Origin of the sequence: Leptolyngbya sp. AN02str, from assembly GCF_050565595.1 — a bacterium.
Lineage (GTDB): Bacteria > Cyanobacteriota > Cyanobacteriia > Elainellales > Elainellaceae > Kaiparowitsia.
The window spans coordinates 39,461-54,893 of sequence record NZ_JBNXVR010000038.1 but is presented as its reverse complement, the minus strand read 5'-3'; the positions used below and the strand labels follow the sequence as shown (position 1 = coordinate 54,893).

The 15,433-nt window shown below is 52.1% G+C and carries 15 protein-coding genes; 6 read left to right on the top strand and 9 right to left on the bottom strand.

Annotation, left to right across the window (positions count from 1 at the left end):
* Window positions 1-282: 282 nt before the first annotated feature.
* From ACQ4M4_RS22215 to ACQ4M4_RS22205, 3 genes are all read right to left on the bottom strand, one after another.
* Window positions 283-756, bottom strand: a complete 474-nt coding sequence (locus ACQ4M4_RS22215; protein WP_430686657.1) for a phycobilisome protein — start codon at window positions 754-756, stop codon at window positions 283-285.
* Window positions 757-842: 86 nt separating this feature from the next.
* Window positions 843-1,328: a 2Fe-2S iron-sulfur cluster-binding protein gene (locus tag ACQ4M4_RS22210; RefSeq protein WP_430686656.1), complete on the bottom strand. Its 486-nt coding sequence runs from the start codon at window positions 1,326-1,328 to the stop codon at window positions 843-845.
* Window positions 1,329-1,360: 32 nt separating this feature from the next.
* The gene (locus ACQ4M4_RS22205) at window positions 1,361-2,344 is read right to left on the bottom strand and encodes a hypothetical protein (protein ID WP_430686655.1); all 984 of its coding nucleotides are present in this window, start codon (window positions 2,342-2,344) and stop codon (window positions 1,361-1,363) included.
* A gap of 291 nt (window positions 2,345-2,635) precedes the next feature.
* On the opposite strand from ACQ4M4_RS22205, the gene ACQ4M4_RS22200 reads away from it, so the two are divergent.
* The 4 genes from ACQ4M4_RS22200 to ACQ4M4_RS22185 all read left to right on the top strand — a co-directional run bounded on the left by ACQ4M4_RS22200 (window position 2,636) and on the right by ACQ4M4_RS22185 (window position 5,767).
* Complete coding sequence (locus ACQ4M4_RS22200; protein WP_430686654.1) at window positions 2,636-3,652, top strand: LysR family transcriptional regulator; 1,017 nt, start codon at window positions 2,636-2,638, stop codon at window positions 3,650-3,652.
* A gap of 117 nt (window positions 3,653-3,769) precedes the next feature.
* Entirely contained in the window at window positions 3,770-4,258 is a 489-nt protein-coding gene (locus tag ACQ4M4_RS22195) for a hypothetical protein (RefSeq protein ID WP_430686653.1), read from the top strand.
* Between the two features lie 11 nt (window positions 4,259-4,269).
* The gene (locus ACQ4M4_RS22190; RefSeq protein WP_430686652.1) at window positions 4,270-4,701 is read left to right on the top strand and encodes a DUF1824 family protein; all 432 of its coding nucleotides are present in this window, start codon (window positions 4,270-4,272) and stop codon (window positions 4,699-4,701) included.
* A 136-nt stretch (window positions 4,702-4,837) separates the two neighbouring features.
* Window positions 4,838-5,767: an RluA family pseudouridine synthase gene (locus ACQ4M4_RS22185; RefSeq protein WP_430686651.1), complete on the top strand. Its 930-nt coding sequence runs from the start codon at window positions 4,838-4,840 to the stop codon at window positions 5,765-5,767.
* 104 nt (window positions 5,768-5,871) lie between these two features.
* Here ACQ4M4_RS22185 and ACQ4M4_RS22180 read toward each other — a convergent pair whose 3' ends face one another.
* The 4 genes from ACQ4M4_RS22180 to ACQ4M4_RS22165 form a co-directional block, all read right to left on the bottom strand.
* Window positions 5,872-6,987 (bottom strand): hemolysin family protein, encoded by a 1,116-nt coding sequence (locus ACQ4M4_RS22180; RefSeq protein ID WP_430686650.1) that lies wholly within the window; start codon window positions 6,985-6,987, stop codon window positions 5,872-5,874.
* A gap of 66 nt (window positions 6,988-7,053) precedes the next feature.
* A complete protein-coding gene (locus ACQ4M4_RS22175; protein WP_430686649.1) occupies window positions 7,054-8,202 on the bottom strand; it encodes a 5-(carboxyamino)imidazole ribonucleotide synthase in 1,149 nt (382 codons plus the stop codon).
* 84 nt (window positions 8,203-8,286) lie between these two features.
* Entirely contained in the window at window positions 8,287-8,742 is a 456-nt protein-coding gene (locus ACQ4M4_RS22170; RefSeq protein ID WP_430686648.1) for a pentapeptide repeat-containing protein, read from the bottom strand.
* 105 nt (window positions 8,743-8,847) lie between these two features.
* The gene (locus ACQ4M4_RS22165; RefSeq protein ID WP_430686647.1) at window positions 8,848-9,372 is read right to left on the bottom strand and encodes a hypothetical protein; all 525 of its coding nucleotides are present in this window, start codon (window positions 9,370-9,372) and stop codon (window positions 8,848-8,850) included.
* 316 nt (window positions 9,373-9,688) lie between these two features.
* Here ACQ4M4_RS22165 and ACQ4M4_RS22160 point away from each other — a divergent pair, with 316 nt between their 5' ends.
* Together ACQ4M4_RS22160 and ACQ4M4_RS22155 are read left to right on the top strand one after the other, a co-directional pair.
* Window positions 9,689-10,312: a 4Fe-4S single cluster domain-containing protein gene (locus tag ACQ4M4_RS22160; RefSeq protein ID WP_430686646.1), complete on the top strand. Its 624-nt coding sequence runs from the start codon at window positions 9,689-9,691 to the stop codon at window positions 10,310-10,312.
* 568 nt (window positions 10,313-10,880) lie between these two features.
* Complete coding sequence (locus tag ACQ4M4_RS22155; protein ID WP_430686645.1) at window positions 10,881-12,950, top strand: cation:proton antiporter; 2,070 nt, start codon at window positions 10,881-10,883, stop codon at window positions 12,948-12,950.
* 148 nt (window positions 12,951-13,098) lie between these two features.
* Here ACQ4M4_RS22155 and secG read toward each other — a convergent pair whose 3' ends face one another.
* Both secG and gpmI read right to left on the bottom strand, forming a co-directional pair.
* The gene (gene secG / locus ACQ4M4_RS22150) at window positions 13,099-13,335 is read right to left on the bottom strand and encodes a preprotein translocase subunit SecG (RefSeq protein WP_430686644.1); all 237 of its coding nucleotides are present in this window, start codon (window positions 13,333-13,335) and stop codon (window positions 13,099-13,101) included.
* Window positions 13,336-13,513: 178 nt separating this feature from the next.
* Window positions 13,514-15,112 (bottom strand): 2,3-bisphosphoglycerate-independent phosphoglycerate mutase, encoded by a 1,599-nt coding sequence (gpmI, locus tag ACQ4M4_RS22145; RefSeq protein ID WP_430686643.1) that lies wholly within the window; start codon window positions 15,110-15,112, stop codon window positions 13,514-13,516.
* Window positions 15,113-15,433 lie beyond the last annotated feature (321 nt).

Sequence of the window (15,433 nt, the reverse complement as noted above, 5' to 3'; positions counted from 1 at the left end):
CGCATTGGTGTTGTGGGTAGGGTGCTTCGCGCCCTACCCACAACACCAACACACCAGATTTAAGAGGCTTGCGTAAGTCCTGTAGACCTTAAAGTTCTGTGTCGCCTGCTGTGCAGGCGACACAGAACTTTAAGGTTTATCTTTGATGATGGCTACTTGCTTAAAAAAACGTGTGGCTTATCAAAACGCACACTAAAAATGGGTTGGCGAATTGGGTTGGCGAATTGCGCTGTCTTAATCAGCTAAATGATTGCCAGATCGGTGAGCTTGAGGCAGCTAAATTTAATTAACCCCGAGTACCTGGCGATTCAGCTCCAACACTGGGCAAAACACATGGGCCTGATCGGCACTGAGGTGTTGCTGCACAACCTGCTGCATCACTTGGTAAGTCATTTCACAACTGCGCTGAGCACCAAACGCGCGCATGATGGTTTGAAACCACAGTAAAAACCGCTCTCGTAGGGTTTCTGGGTCGCTCAGCAGCATCGCCGTTGCCGAATACCGCAGCACTCGCAGCGTGTCCCGCTTCCACTTCGCCGTCATATCTTCTCGCCCGTTGTAAAACAAGTTGGGGCTGAGCCGCTTCATGCGGGCTAGAACCTGCTGAACAATTTCCGACTCTGCTTCCTGCAACCGCTGATAGGTTTCTAACCGCAAGGTATAGGAGCGAGTATAGTCTTCAATAAACTGGAGTTCACTGTCTGTGGCGTATCGCCCATCTAGCTCTGAGGTGAGGTGCTTGATCTGGCTCAGCATAAGAGGTCACTTCTTTCTGGTGGAGGGATGTGTTCTAGAATGCCCTAGTTTAATAATTTTTAACCTTCTTATCCTGCGCGATCCAATTAGACACCACTGCTTTGTTTGAAGTAATCTCCCACGTTGAAGCTGGTTGATTTCTCTAGCTGCATGAGCATGGAGCGGGTGATGAGTTTTCCAGCTTCCACCAGAACTTGCCCAGTCAGGGGGTGAAGCAGATTTTGCTCGGCGCGGCGGCCCACTAACACTTCAATGTCTTTCAAAGAGTTGATGTACATCCCTGGGGGCAACTCCACAACAACCCCATTGGCTAAAACCCGCGACTGGCACGCCAACCGAGAGTTCATTTTGCAGGAGGTAATTACTTCGAGGGTGCGCTGCTCTCGACGGTTGATGGGCGATAGCGAGTCCATACCTTCGGTGACGTAGATATGGCAAGTCGCGCACATGCCCCGGCCACCACACTCGCGCAATACGTCTAAATCTTTATTGAGCAAGACAGAAAGCAAGTTGCCGTTTGTTTCAACGGAGGTTTGTTGAGCGATCGGCTCTAGACGAACAATTTTGGCCATAGATATCTCCAACGGGTATGCAGGGTGGCCCCTTATTTAAGCCCAAGCAATAGCTTTTGGTGAAGGCTGAGGGGTATTTGCTGAGTCAGGGTTGCAAAGTCTCGAATGACAAAGGAGCATCGCTTGATGAAGGCGGCTGTCCAGGTTTGTAGCCACTCTATTTCTTGCGGAGATAGGGGCTTTTCGGCAATGTTGACAACCACAACAAGGCGTCCGGTGCGATCAACAGAGATGCTTGCCAGCCATTCCACTGCGGGGCGGGTTGACTTCCAGTAGTTGCCTACAACGGTGGGGCCTAGGTAATGGGATGCAAATTGGCTAATTTCGTTGAGAGCGATGAGGCAGTCTTTTAGCGTATCTGGTTTGTGAGCGGTAGGCGAGGCTGAGGTGGGCAGCGGGGATGTGGCAGCGGGAACGCTTGGCGGGGCGCTCGGTGGCGGTGAATGGGTGGTGCTGCCATTAGATGGCAGCTGAGCGGTGCTACCGTTAGATGGAACTTGGATATAGGACGATTTGCTGTTGCTGCGGGGTTGCTGAAGGCCAGTGCTAGAAACAGCGGCAGCGGCTCGTTGCTTCCAATAGTTTTGGTTGGTGAGCGAAATGTTGCCAGCCATGAGCCGAAAGGTGGCGATCGCATTAGCTGAGTCTAACTGGAGTTCGGTTTTGAGCTCTTCGACGGCAAGAGAGTAATCAGAAATGACCAGGTCCCCGCCCGTCAGCACGAGCAGCACAATCCGATGATCCAGCTTGTAAATATAGATTTGGTGGTTTACAAATTGAAACTCAAAAAAGTTAAAGCCAGCGGGTGTGGTTTCAACTACTTGTTGAATTCCCTGGGCTAGCGCTTCTTTTTGCTGAAAGTTTAAGTTTTGATCAACTCCATAGAAATAAGGCCGCGAATGCCCATCCATCAGGGCAATTCCAGCAATTCCTGGTAAATTCAAGAAATCTTCGATAACCTCCCGCTTCATAAGATGCTCTAATACATAAAGGATTTCCGTTCGGACGTTAGCCATTGCTGGCTACTAGGCTTCATTGGGGATTTTGACAATTGAATCAACTTAGGATCTACTTATATACAGGGTTTATATACAGGTCGGTAATTCAATTTAATCACGCTCTCAAGCCCCCCGTGAGTCGTTCCGGACTTTGCGCCAGTAGCGGTTCAAACTTACATCATCCAACTGATGAATTCTTTGTGAGGTGGATTGAATGGTGGGAGCGTAATCTCATAATGCCCACGATGCCCCCGATGATGTAAATGCTGAGAGTTTCTGGCTAATTTTTCGTTTCAGGCTTAGCTAACCATGTCTGACCTTCCTTTTACACTTGACCAGTTGCGCATTCTTAAAGCGATCGCTGCAGAGGGAAGCTTTAAGCGCGCTGCTGATAGTTTGTATGTCTCTCAACCTGCTGTTAGCCTACAGGTGCAAAACCTAGAGCGTCAGCTCGATGTACCCCTATTTGACCGAGGTGGACGACGCGCTCAACTCACCGAGGCGGGCCATTTGCTGTTGAGCTATGGCGATCGCATCCTGTCCTTGTGTGAAGAAACATGTCGCGCCATCGAAGATTTACAAAATCTCCAGGGCGGTACGCTGATTGTGGGTGCCAGCCAAACGACAGGAACCTACCTGCTGCCTCGCATGATTGGTATGTTTCGGCAGCGCTATCCCGAAGTGGCGGTACAGCTGCATGTTCACTCCACTCGGCGCACGGCTTGGGGCATTGCCAACGGGCAGGTCGATCTGGCCATTATTGGGGGTGAAGTTCCTCCCGAACTGCAAGATTCTCTAGAAATTATTCCCTACGCCGAAGACGAACTCGCACTGATCATGCCGGTTTTCCATCCCATGGCGCGTCAGGGCTTGATTCAAAAAGACGACTTGTACAAGCTGGGCTTTATCTCCTTGGATTCGCAATCTACGATTCGCAAGGTGATTGACCAAGTGTTGACCCGCTGCGGCATCGAAACTCGTCGCCTCAAGGTGGAAATGGAGCTGAATTCCATTGAAGCGATTAAAAATGCGGTGCAGGCTGGCCTAGGTGTGGCCTTCGTTTCTACTTCAGCCATTGAAAAAGAGGTGCAGATGGGCATGCTGCATCGGGCGCGCATTCACGATGTGACGGTGAACCGTATTCTGTCGGTGATTGTGAACCCCAACCGCTATCGTTCCAAGGCAGCACAGGCGTTTATGGAAGAGATTTTGCCGCAGTTTAGCGTGTTCAAGCCAGTTTCTGAAAGCGAGGCTGAGGCTGGTCAGGCCGAAGGCAGCCCATCCTTGCCGAGCAGTTCTGAACCTGTGCCACTAGAGTCAACTTGAAACGGTACGCTGCCCTTGGGGCAAGAAGTGGAAGAATTGCAACGGAAGCGTGGTCAAACTCGCTTAAGTGCAAGCTGCTGGCGTATGCTGGAAGTAACATAATGTAACGGCAAAGCTATGGTTGAACGTCCTATTAAGCGATCGGAGCGGCAAGTACAGGAGTCTTCTGGAGCCGCAGAAGAAACGACTCGTTCATCTCGGGATGAACGGCCCCGGTCGGGCAATCGCAAAGACAGACGAGATAAGCGAGATAAGCGAGGCAAGGGACGTGGCGATCGCGATGAAGCCCCACGTCCTCCGGTGAACCCAGCATTTGTGCGTGGGCCTCGCCCCAGCATGAAGGCAGAAGAGCCTGTGTTGGAAGAGCCCGTGCTGGAAGAGCCCGTGCTGGAAGAGCCCGCATTGATGGAAGAAACAGTGGCTGACGAAGCAATGGCCGCCGCCGCTCAAGACCCAACTGTGTTAGGGGATGAGCCAGAGGTCGCCTCGCTGGAGCAAATTCCAGAGTCTGCGGTTGAAACAGCGATCGCCGAAGCGGTGGTAGAAGAAACCACCGACCCGTCGGTATCGAAAGCGGTTGACGAACCCCAGTCTCACGATCAGTAGTTTCCAAGGGTATGGTGATTTCAGACGGTTCTTCTTTGACCTGCGCCCAGGCTCACCAGCTTCTAAAACGGTGGGATTGTTTGACTGGTCATCAGCCCAGTATGGCCGAGCGTGATGATTTGCGCTCGGCTGTGCGAACGGTTGCTCACCATTCGGACTATCAAATTTTGGGCATTTGCGCAGAGTCGTTGTCGCTGGGGGTGCAGGCGCTTTTGGCCTATGCGGCAGCGTTGGGATACAGCCCCTCTCCGGCGCACCTGCCAGAACTGGATGGGCCTGTCTATCTTAAGTTCAACCCCAAGTCGGGGTTGCTCTATGGCGATCGCTACGTGGGGCCTCATCGCGGTGTGCTCGTTTCTTGCCAATCTGCCTATGCTGACGGCCTGAACGAAATGTATGGTCATTTGCCCCTAGATTTGTTCGCACAGGAAGATCGTTCCTGAGTCGTGCGGTTGCATGCATGTGGGTAAGGACATTTGGAATCTTCTCTTAGAATGGTTTGACGAGTGGCGGGCTGACGTGAGGCTAAGTGGTAGGTCGCCAATGCTTGCCCAGTTGATATGTTATTCGTACTGAATTTTGGATTCTTCGCTGCATCTTACGGTTGAACAGAAGGGCGATCGGCTGGATCGATACTTAGCCGAGCAGCTTCCCGATTTGTCGCGATCGCGCCTACAAAAGCTGATTGAGCAAGGTCAGGTGTTGCTCAATGACGTGTCCTGCACGTCTAAAAAGGCGGATGTTAAGACGGGCGATCGCATCACCATTACCGTTCCCGAAGCGCAACCGTTGGAGTTAATCGCCGAAGAGATTCCGCTCGATATTTTGTATGAAGATCAGCATCTTTTGATTTTGAACAAGCCGGCAGGATTGGTGGTGCATCCAGCACCAGGACACGAAGCGGGAACCCTGGTGAACGCCCTGCTGGCCCACTGTCCCGACCTGCCAGGAATTGGCGGCGTACAGCGTCCAGGAATTGTGCATCGGCTGGATAAAGATACGACAGGGGCGATCGCCATTGCCAAAACTGATCTGGCCCATCAGCATTTGCAGGCCCAGTTCAAAGCGAAAACCGCTCGACGCACCTATCTGGCGATTGTGTATGGCTCGCCCAAAACTAGCACAGGCACAGTGGATGCCCCCATTGGCCGACACCCTAGCGATCGCAAAAAAATGGCGATCGTGCCGGAAGAGAAAGGTGGGCGTCGGGCTGTGACTCATTGGCAAGTGCAGCAGCGCTTGGGCAACTACACCCTCATGCAGTTTGATTTGGAGACGGGAAGGACTCACCAAATTCGGGTGCATAGCGCCCAGATGGGACATCCGGTGGTGGGTGATCCGGTGTATGGCTCAGGCCGAACGCTCGGCGTGAATCTGCCTGGACAGGCGCTGCATGCCTGGAAATTGCGTTTGCAGCACCCTATTACCGAAGAGTGGATTGAGGCGATCGCCCCACCTCCATCCTACTTCACCACGCTATTGCGCGTTCTAGAGCAGCGTTCCTCCTAGCGGATTGCACACGGCTTCGGTTCAAAAAATAAAAATTGTCGAACGCGCTGAAGCTCCAGCATCAGCGAAAAATTCCTGGAAAAGCATGTCAAAATATGGCCTCGTCACAGTCCTCGAAACAGCCGACTGCCGGGTGGCCGAAACCGGGGAATTCGAGTGGGCTTGTCGCTTTCATCGTAAATTTCGCCCACAAGCTCCTCCAAAATATCTTCCAGGGTGACGAGGCCAACGGTGCCGCCGTATTCGTCCACCACGATCGCCATATGAAAGCGCTGTTGCAACATTTCCTTCAGCAGATCGGCCAACCGTTTAACATCAGGAACAAAAATCGGTGGGCTCATCGCCTCTGTAACAACGCCATCTTCACGACCTTCTTGGCGCAGCGTTTGCAAGGTTTGAATTGCTTGCTTTAGGTTTACGATGCCCACAATTTGGTCGCGTGAATCTTCTTGAACGGGAATTCGGGTATGGCCTGTTTCCAAACAGAGATTGACCAACTCTTGTAAGCTGGCATCGTTGTGGATGGTGCGCATGTGTACTCGTGGCTTTACAACGGTGCGCACAGTGATTCGATCAAGCATGAGGGCTTTGGTCAACAGCTGCCGACGGTCGAGGTCAATTTGCCCCCGACTGCCTAGGATTTCGATCATGAGCTGTAGGTCTTTGACCGATTCTCCCTGCTGGACCACGTTGCCTTGAAACATGCGAATGGCAAATTGGGCGATTCCTTCCAAAAAGGATGCAATCCCCAGCCAAGATAGCAGCCGAGACAAGACATAAATTGGGCGCACCACCGCCCGAAAGATGGGCATGACGTTGTTGATTGCCAACGATTTTGGGGTGATCTCACCAAAAATCAGCACCAACACTGTAATGACAACGGTTGCCACCAAGACCGCCGTACCACCTCCAAACCACATCACGAACAAATTGCTGGTGAGAATGGCCGCCAGGTTATTGACCAAGTTATTGCCGACCAGCAGCGTGGTGATAAACCGAGCCCGCCGCTCCAGCACAAGGGTAAAAATGCCGCTTGGATCGCCTTGTTCTTTAATCAGCGATCGCAACTTTAGGTTGTCAAGGGCGGTAATCGCGGTTTCCGAGCCAGAGAAAAAAGCCGACATCCCAATCATGACGAACAGCACGGTCACATCTATCCACGCGCTACCCAGCAGCGGATTGACCTGAGCCAGCAACGAAGGTGTGGGAAAAGCAAACATGGAAGTGATGGGATGGATGAAGATGTGCGGTGGATGCGGGAAGCTGAGCATTATCCAGGATGCGAATTACCCCTGAGGATACCAGAGTGTTTCGATCTGGTGTGCGATCGCCTCGGCATCGGCTCGGGTTTGATGCGACTCTAGCAATACGGTAACGTGTCCCAGCTTACGTCCCAGACGAGACTGGGCTTTACCATACCAGTACACATGGGCCTGGGGAATGGCAGCCAACTGCTGCCGCTTGTCTGCATAGTCGGAATCGGAGGACTCGAAGCCCAGCAGGTTCACCATCACGGCCCCGGCGGTGGTCAGGTCGGGGCTGCCCAAATCCATTCCCGTCACGGCGCGAAGCTGTTGTTCAAATTGCGAGGTGGTGCAGGCATCGAGCGTGTAATGCCCCGAATTGTGGGTGCGCGGGGCGATCTCGTTTACCAAAACGGTCTGCTGTGCGGTGAGAAATAGCTCAATGCCCATCACGCCGACATAGTTGAGCGAGGTGAGCAGATTGTGGGCGATCGCCCGTACCTGTTGGGTCACGCCATCTTGCCATTCCCCTGTCGCATACACGATGCGGCACACCTGGGTTTTTGCATCTTGCACCGTTTCCACAACGGGATAGACGGCAATGTCTCCCTGGGGCGATCGCGCAGCCATCACGGCCAGTTCACGTTCAAACGGCACAAACGCTTCGAGCAGCCAGGTTTGCCCCGAGGCCGACTGCATAGCCTGCTGAACCTCAACCAAAGATTTGCAAACAAACGTACCGTAGCCGTCATACCCATGCCGCCGCGCTTTTAGCACGACCGGGAATCCCAATTCGCTCAGCTCCTCTAGCGAGGAATTTGCGGCTACGGCTCGAAATGAAGGGGTGGGTACCCCAATGTTGGCAAAATAGGTGCGCTGATGTAGCTTGTCGAGAACGGGCTCAATGGCCGACAGCGGCGGATAGAAGCGAACCCCTGTTTGCTCGAGCGATCGCAGCGCTTCCAAATCCACAAACTCGTTTTCAAAGGTGATGACATCCACCTGCCTAGCGAGCTTTGCTGTAATGGCCGCGTCGGCTACACCCCCTAGCACGGTGTCGGTGGCAATGCTAACAGCGGGATCTTGTTGGGATGGTGTTTGCACCACAAGCTCTATGCCTAGCTTTTGCGCTCCTTTTGCCATCATCCACGCCAACTGACCGCCGCCAATGATGCCGACCCGAATCGTCATGTCCTAAATCTAATGATGTGCCATCCCATGTTACGCCAGTTCGATGGCCGAATTCGGTGGCCGAATGGTCGCGTTTGAAAAGGCCTAGCAGCCAAGCGATTCTCGAGTATTTACTCCAGTTTGGGAATTGACGCCTTTGGCGATCGCACAGAGTTGCTTGATCTGGGCTCCGTCCAAAATGGCATCCGTAAAGTCGGCTCCAGTAATATCAACATCTTGAAATGTAGAGCGCAGCAGAATCGCGTTGGTTAGATTGGCATCGCTTAGATCCGTTTCTTGAAACTTGGTTTGATCAATCATCGAATCCGCCAAGTTGGCCCCGTGCAGGTTGGTTTTGGTCATTACCGATGCGCTAAACACGGCTCCGCGAGCATTGGCATTGGACAAATCAACGTCTTCCAAATTAGCGTTGGAAAATTCCGCAGTGCGTAACGTTTGCCCCGAAAAATCTTGCCCGCGCAGCTCAGCATTGCTGTAGGACAGGGGGGGAGCGTACTGGCTAGCGGCGATCGCAGGCCCACTCATCCACCACATCACCATCGCGAATATCCAAGCCAATATTGATTTCAAACCCATCATAAATTTTGCTGCAACTTGCTCTTTTTTCTTGTATCTTGGCAGGTTTTGCTAGAACCGAGGTGATGCTCAGGTTGGATCGGGCATCCCAAATAGGATGGGTAACGCCTCGGCTAGCGGATCGTTTGCCACTTTGCCACGCTGCTGCTGCCAAAACTGGCTCAAAAAATGAATTTGTCGCAATCCCACCAGCAGGTTCAACCCTGGAATGAACAGCCACCACACCTCCAACGGCTGCGGCTCCCCAGCGCTTTGATAAAGCCGATTAACCGTGCGGTACAGCCGATACTGCACGATAAAAATCCACACCACCCCCAGCATCGAAACCCAACCAAACCAGCCTGGAACATCCGGATCAAAGATTCGCAATAGCTGAGGCACGGCCACACCCAACAAAAACGGCAAGAGGCAAACCGCTCCAGACCAGTCTTGTCCGGTGTAGCGCCTCAGCTCATTTTGAATGACCCACTTGTAGTATCCGTAGTAGACCAATCCGGTTGCGAGGGACAGGAGAACCACTCGCCACAGCGGTCTTGGTTCACCCAAGAGTCTGGCTTCTGGCGCGATCGCCTGATGGAGTGCCGTAGTTTCCATGGAGCGTGATTTGAGGCAAGGGTTGAAGCAAGTAAAAGCGGCTTAATGCCCTTTTACAAATCTTAATAAATTTGGGGAGTTGTGCAACCTGGGCGATCGCCTCACAAGTTCCTCAAATTCTTTTTTTACAGTAATCCTAGTTTCGAGCACACCCCTACATTACTGCTGGACTTACGCATTGGTGTTGTGGGGGGGGGGGGGGGGGTTTGCGCGGGGCCCCCCCCCCCCCCCCCCCCCACAACACCAACACACCAGATTTAGGGGGCTTGCGTAAGTCCTGTACTGGTAGGAATGACTGATTCATTGGACCCTTGCTATGAGTCACCTCAAGAAAAATCCTGCTTTATCACTCATGGAGATTCCCGCAGGCTATCTCAACATCATGGGCTATGTGGATGAATCGGAAGTGAATGGTCCTGGAAGTCGAGCGGTTGTTTGGGTGCAGGGCTGCCTGCGCGAGTGTTCAGGCTGCTTCAATCCGGCTTCTTGGTCGTTTGAAACCAACCAGTTAATCTCAGTAGACTCGCTGGTGAGTAAAATTCTGAGCCATCCTCGCAATGAGGGAGTGACCTTTTCAGGGGGAGAACCCTTTTGGCAGGCTCCGGCGCTTGCTGCGGTGGCGCGCCGAGTCAAGGCTGCTGGCAAAAATGTCATGTCCTTCACGGGCTTTTGTGTTGAAGAGTTGCAATCAAAGTATGCCCCTGCTGGAGCCATGGATCTTTTAAATCAGCTCGATATTTTGATTGATGGACCCTATGTGCAGTCTCTGGCGATTCATAGCCCTACGTCCCTGGTGTCATCCAGCAATCAGCGAGTGCACATCTTCAACCCAACTCTTCAGCAGCGCTTAACGTGGGCCAGCGACCAGGTCGAAATTCATGTGATGAGGGATGGAAGCCGTATCGTTACCGGATATCAAGGGACGGCTTTTCCGGAATAGCTGGGCTGCTTTAGAAAACCGTTTTTGCATGGTTAGTCTCCTTGGTAAGGCCCTCACTTCGTTGGTGAGAGCCTTTTTTTGTCATCAATTGCTTTGTGATGAACACATCTCCTGCATGGGAGGACACCTCCTGCATGAATTGTTGCGCGGCACTGAGGAGCAGAGGGTGTTGCGCTGCCTGCGATGGGGATGAGGGCGCGCGATCGCCAGGTTAGCTTGAACCCGGATGGTTTGAATCCTTTTGCTGAGCCAGGAGTTTCAAACAGGAGTTTCAAAACAATACAATCTCCCTCTGTAGGGGGAGCAATGTGGGAAGATCAAGCGTTATCCAACGATGAGAAGAGCGATCGCCTTCTTGAGCCTGATTAAATAGATGAGACCTTAATCGAAAGATATTTCTTCAAAACCGTTCTACTAAGTTATAAAGTCAGGTTATAAACACGGTGAAACAACCGCCAGAAGCCATATGCTGTGCAAACCCTTCTGGAAAAGTCAATGTATCTAGAGACATCTGTAAATTTTCAAGAAGCCTCCTATGATGAGCTAGGCGCAAGGTGAGAAGCAGAACATGAGTGGGTTCGCCATTGTTGAGAAAGGGCTACTTCTCGATCAATCAATTTTGGGATTCTTGTCTGGGCCTGTTACCGACCCGGTTGGTGTATTTCTGATTATTATGGCCATCATGTTGGTGGCTCCGTTGGTTTTTGAGCGGTTCCGCCTACCGGGAATTGTGGGCCTCATTTTGGCGGGAGTTTTGGTTGGGCCAAATGGCTTGGGCATTTTGCAGCGCGACAATACGATCGTCTTGCTAGGGACGGTAGGGCTGCTATTTCTCATGTTTATGGCCGGGTTGGAAACTAGCCTGGATGACCTGAAGTACAACGCCAACAAGGCGATCGGGTTTGGAATGGCGACGTTTTTTATTCCTATGGCAATGGGAACAGCTGCCTTTTTGCTGCTGGGCTATGGCTGGTTGGCGTCTATTTTGGTGGCGTCGTGCTTTGCCTCTCATACGCTATTGGCGCTGCCGATTGTGAGTAAGTTGGGCATTATGCGATCGCCCGTCGTCACGGCAACGCTGGGGGGTACGCTGATTACCAATGTCTTTGCGCTGTTGGTGTTGGCGGTTGTGGTTAAGGCGCACCAAGGCGACCTGACTCTGGGTTTTTGGCTATTTTTAATTCCCTCTCTGGTGTTGTATACGTTTGCAACGTTGTGGGGGGTGCCGCGAGTTGGCCGCTGGTTCTTTCGTCGATTTGGTCATGACGAAGGGGCCGAGTTTTTGTTTGTGGTAGCAACCCTGTTTGTGGCCTCCTATGTTGCTCGATTAATTGAGATTGAGCCCATCATTGGCGCATTCTTGGCAGGAATTGCCATTACTCAGCTTATTCCCCAGCTCAGTCCGTTGATGAACCGAATTCAGTTCATTGGCAATACGCTGTTTGTGCCATTTTTTCTCATTTCGGTGGGCATGCTGGTCAATCCCGGAATTTTAATCCAGGAGCCGCAGTCGCTTTTGGTGGCGGTGGTGATGGTGATTGTGGCGATCGCCGCAAAGCTACTACCAGCATGGGGAACCGGCAAACTGTTTGGCTACGACATGGCCAACATTATGACCATGTTTGGGCTATCGGTAGCCCAGGCGGCCTCGACGCTAGCAGCCATTACGGTCGCGTTCAATATTGAGCTTGTGGATCAGCTCACGGTGAATGGCACCATTGTGATGATTTTGGTGACCTGTTTGCTGTCACCTTGGGTGACCGATCGCTGGGGGCGTCAGGTAAAAGCGACTGGGGCCGATACAAAAGCGTCAAAAACCTCAAATACCGATACGGTCAGCACGAAGCCCGCGAAGTACCGAATTTTGGTACCTGTTGCCAACCCCAATACCGAAGATAATCTGCTTCAGCTCGGAATTTTGCTGGCAAAGCAAAGCCAGGGAACGCTGCTGCCCCTGCATGTGCTGCTTGACCAACTTGGGCCGATTTCGGTGGAGGAAAAGATTCGCCAAGACCAGCTGTTGGCCAATGCCGAAAGCATTGCCCATGCGGCAGTCACCGATGTCAACACCATTGGCCGCGTGGATGATTCGATCGATAAGGGAATTTTACGAGCATCCCAGGAAAACAACGCCAGCCTCATTATTTGTGGATGGAAGGGGCATTCCAACTACCGCGACAACTTTTTTGGCAGTGTGATTGATAATGTGGTGCGGCGATCGCCCATTCCGGTGCTCGTGTCTCGATTTACCCATCCCATTAAAACCACGCGGCGGGTCGTGCTGGCGATCGCAGATACAGGCTATGGCCAAAAACACTTCAACGAAACGCTCACCATTACCAACACATTGGCAACCGAGCTTAAAGCCAAGCTAGAAGTGGTACAGGTGACCTCTAGCGCGTCGCGATCGCCATCCACCATCACCATTCCTGAAACGTTGGTTGATGTTGCAGTGCAGCAGCTCCGAGGAAATTTTGTCGCTCGCATTCTTCAGCTCATCACCGAGGATGATTTGTTGGTACTCATTGCAGACTCGGATATGAATTTGCCTGGTTTGCCAGTGCTGGGTAACTTTTCAGAAGCGATCGCCCGTAGCTCTCGACAGGTGTCGATCTTGATTATCCACTACCCGTCCTAGCACCGCCCCGGACCACCGAAAAGCCCCCACCTTTGCTAATTGTGAAAAGGTGGGGGCTTTAGAGTTTTGGGTTCCCGAAGCACAGTGATGGGCTTGGGGCAAAGTGCGAACGGTGGAGCACCGAACGGATTAGCAGCGAGACTTGGGGCTAGATTTGTTGTAGCCAGCCAGCACTCAAAACAATCGTAAGTCCCAAAAAGATGATGGTTAAAGCCCAGGTCAAACGATTCAGCGTGGTTTCTGCACTTTTGGTGCTGGTAAACAGTTGAGCCTGTCCACCTAAACCGCCCAGACCGTCTCCTTTGGGGCTATGCAACAAAACCAGCACAATCAGGCCAACGGCACAGAAGGTCCAAATCGCTTGAACAATAGCAACAATGGTCATAGCTATGGGGTTAATAAATAAACATGTGCAAACGACACCTCGTCGCCGCAGTCAATACGCTCTATTCTACCGACAGATGAGCGTATTGAGCGAGCAACCTAGCGAGGAGGCGCGATCGATTACTCCCTTAAGGAAGCTTAAGGAAACTTAAGGAAACTGCAAACCGATTGGAAACAGCCTAGAGAGATACCCGCACGGGTGTACGGTTTGAGCGAACGTCAAATTCAATTGGTTGAATGAGCGATCTTCCGGTCATTTCAATCGGCTGAGGAATCTGCAAAATTTCCAAAATAGTAGGGGCAATATCGGCCAGGGTGCCGCCGGAGCGTAGGTTCACCTCGGTGCCATGGCCAGGAATTTTTCGTTTTTCACCTTCCACCAAAATGAATGGGACTTGATTGGTGGTGTGAGCTGTCCAGGGATTGCCCTGCTCATCGCACATCACTTCGGCATTGCCATGGTCAGCCGTAATGAGCGTTGTCCCGCCCGCTTTAATGACGGCTTCGAGCAGCTTGCCAAGCGTGCGGTCAACCGTCTCAATAGCGGTAATTGTGGCTTCCATTTGGCCTGTATGCCCCACCATATCGGGGTTGGCGTAGTTGATCACAATCAGTGAGTAGATACCCTTTTCGATCGCGGTGATTGCCCCCTTGGTTACCGCATCGGCTGACATCGCGGGAGCCCGATCGTACGTAGGCACCATGGGACTTTGCACCAATTCGCGATCCTCACCGTCAAATGGGTCTTCAATGCCGCCATTAAAGAAATAGGTCACATGGGCATACTTTTCGGTTTCGGCAGTACGCAGTTGCTTCAACCCAGCGTTGGCAATGACCTGACCCAAAATGTTGTCAAAATTTTGAGGCTCAAATGCTACTAAAACAGGCAGTTGAGAATCGTATTGAGTGAAGGTCGCAAAGGTGAGCGGCGAAATGCGATCGCGCTTAAACCCAGCAAAATCGTGCTCAACAAACGCTTGAGTGAGTTGCCGAGCGCGATCGGGACGGAAGTTGAAGAAGATCACTCCGTCTCCTGCCTCGACTGCCCCAGGGGCAATGCGAATCGGCTCAACAAACTCATCCATGGTGCCCGCTTCGTAGGATGCTTGGAGCACTTGCAGTGCAGTTCGACCATCTCCATCCCCATGGGTGGTCATCAGGTCATATACCTTTTGAACCCGATCCCAGCGGCGATCGCGATCCATGGCAAAGTATCGTCCGCTCAACGTGACAATGCGCCCTAAGCCCGCGTTGGCAATGTAATCTTCAATGTGTTGAATTGCAGAGAGACCATCGGTGGGCTTGGTATCTCGACCATCGGTAACAGCATGAATACAGACATCGGTAATGCCTTGGGCTTTGGCCAACTCAATCAAGCCAAACAAGTGGCTTAGGTGAGAGTGCACCCCTCCATCAGAGCACAGCCCAACCAAGTGCAGCTTGCCATCGGTCTGTTTCACTTCCTGACAAACTTTCAACAGAGCAGGGTTGCCTAGCAGGGTGCCGTCTTCAATTGCGTCAGAGATGCGTACTAATTCTTGCGGCACAACGCGTCCCGCGCCAATGTTCAAGTGGCCAACCTCGGAGTTCCCCATTTGCCCGTCTGGCAAACCGACATTCTTTCCAGAAGTTGCGATGAGAGTACGAGGGTAGGCGGCCCAAAGGCTGTCCATCACCGGGGTGTTGGCGGCGGCGATCGCATTGCCGTCGGCATCCTCACGGTAACCCCACCCGTCTAGAATAACGAGGACAACAGGAGAGATCGGCGCTTGTGCCATGCTATGTAGCCCTTACAATCCGCAATAATTTCTCAGCAATAATATCACTCAGGCTTTATTTGTGCCTGAGCTCACAATTCGCAGTCCGTCTGCCGTGCAGATGGCTGGATGTAGAATCACATTCGCAGCCAATTTCCGTTCTGGAGTTGTGCCGTTCTTTCGAACTAATTGAAAACCTTATCAAATTCTCAGACATCCGACATGAAGATCAGCAAAAATCCGAGGATGTACAGTCTGTAACACCATAAATTTTGCGATGACGATGCATTCAACACGACTGGTGAGTGGTGGAATGCTGTCTGGTTGATGTCTGATGCTGTC

Excerpts from the sequence above, each read along its gene's own strand:
- ACQ4M4_RS22195 (WP_430686653.1), top strand. The coding sequence starts at position 3,770 with ATGGTTGAACGTCCTATTAAGCGATCGGAGCGGCAAGTACAGGAGTCT.
- ACQ4M4_RS22190 (WP_430686652.1), top strand. The coding sequence starts at position 4,270 with ATGGTGATTTCAGACGGTTCTTCTTTGACCTGCGCCCAGGCTCACCAG.
- ACQ4M4_RS22200 (WP_430686654.1), top strand. The coding sequence starts at position 2,636 with ATGTCTGACCTTCCTTTTACACTTGACCAGTTGCGCATTCTTAAAGCG.
- ACQ4M4_RS22180 (WP_430686650.1), bottom strand. The coding sequence starts at position 6,987 with ATGTTTGCTTTTCCCACACCTTCGTTGCTGGCTCAGGTCAATCCGCTG.
- ACQ4M4_RS22165 (WP_430686647.1), bottom strand. The coding sequence starts at position 9,372 with ATGGAAACTACGGCACTCCATCAGGCGATCGCGCCAGAAGCCAGACTC.
- secG (WP_430686644.1), bottom strand. The coding sequence starts at position 13,335 with ATGACCATTGTTGCTATTGTTCAAGCGATTTGGACCTTCTGTGCCGTT.
- ACQ4M4_RS22210 (WP_430686656.1), bottom strand. The coding sequence starts at position 1,328 with ATGGCCAAAATTGTTCGTCTAGAGCCGATCGCTCAACAAACCTCCGTT.
- ACQ4M4_RS22160 (WP_430686646.1), top strand. The coding sequence starts at position 9,689 with ATGAGTCACCTCAAGAAAAATCCTGCTTTATCACTCATGGAGATTCCC.
- ACQ4M4_RS22205 (WP_430686655.1), bottom strand. The coding sequence starts at position 2,344 with ATGGCTAACGTCCGAACGGAAATCCTTTATGTATTAGAGCATCTTATG.
- ACQ4M4_RS22175 (WP_430686649.1), bottom strand. The coding sequence starts at position 8,202 with ATGACGATTCGGGTCGGCATCATTGGCGGCGGTCAGTTGGCGTGGATG.
- gpmI (WP_430686643.1), bottom strand. The coding sequence starts at position 15,112 with ATGGCACAAGCGCCGATCTCTCCTGTTGTCCTCGTTATTCTAGACGGG.
- ACQ4M4_RS22155 (WP_430686645.1), top strand. The coding sequence starts at position 10,881 with ATGAGTGGGTTCGCCATTGTTGAGAAAGGGCTACTTCTCGATCAATCA.
- ACQ4M4_RS22170 (WP_430686648.1), bottom strand. The coding sequence starts at position 8,742 with ATGGTGATGTGGTGGATGAGTGGGCCTGCGATCGCCGCTAGCCAGTAC.
- ACQ4M4_RS22215 (WP_430686657.1), bottom strand. The coding sequence starts at position 756 with ATGCTGAGCCAGATCAAGCACCTCACCTCAGAGCTAGATGGGCGATAC.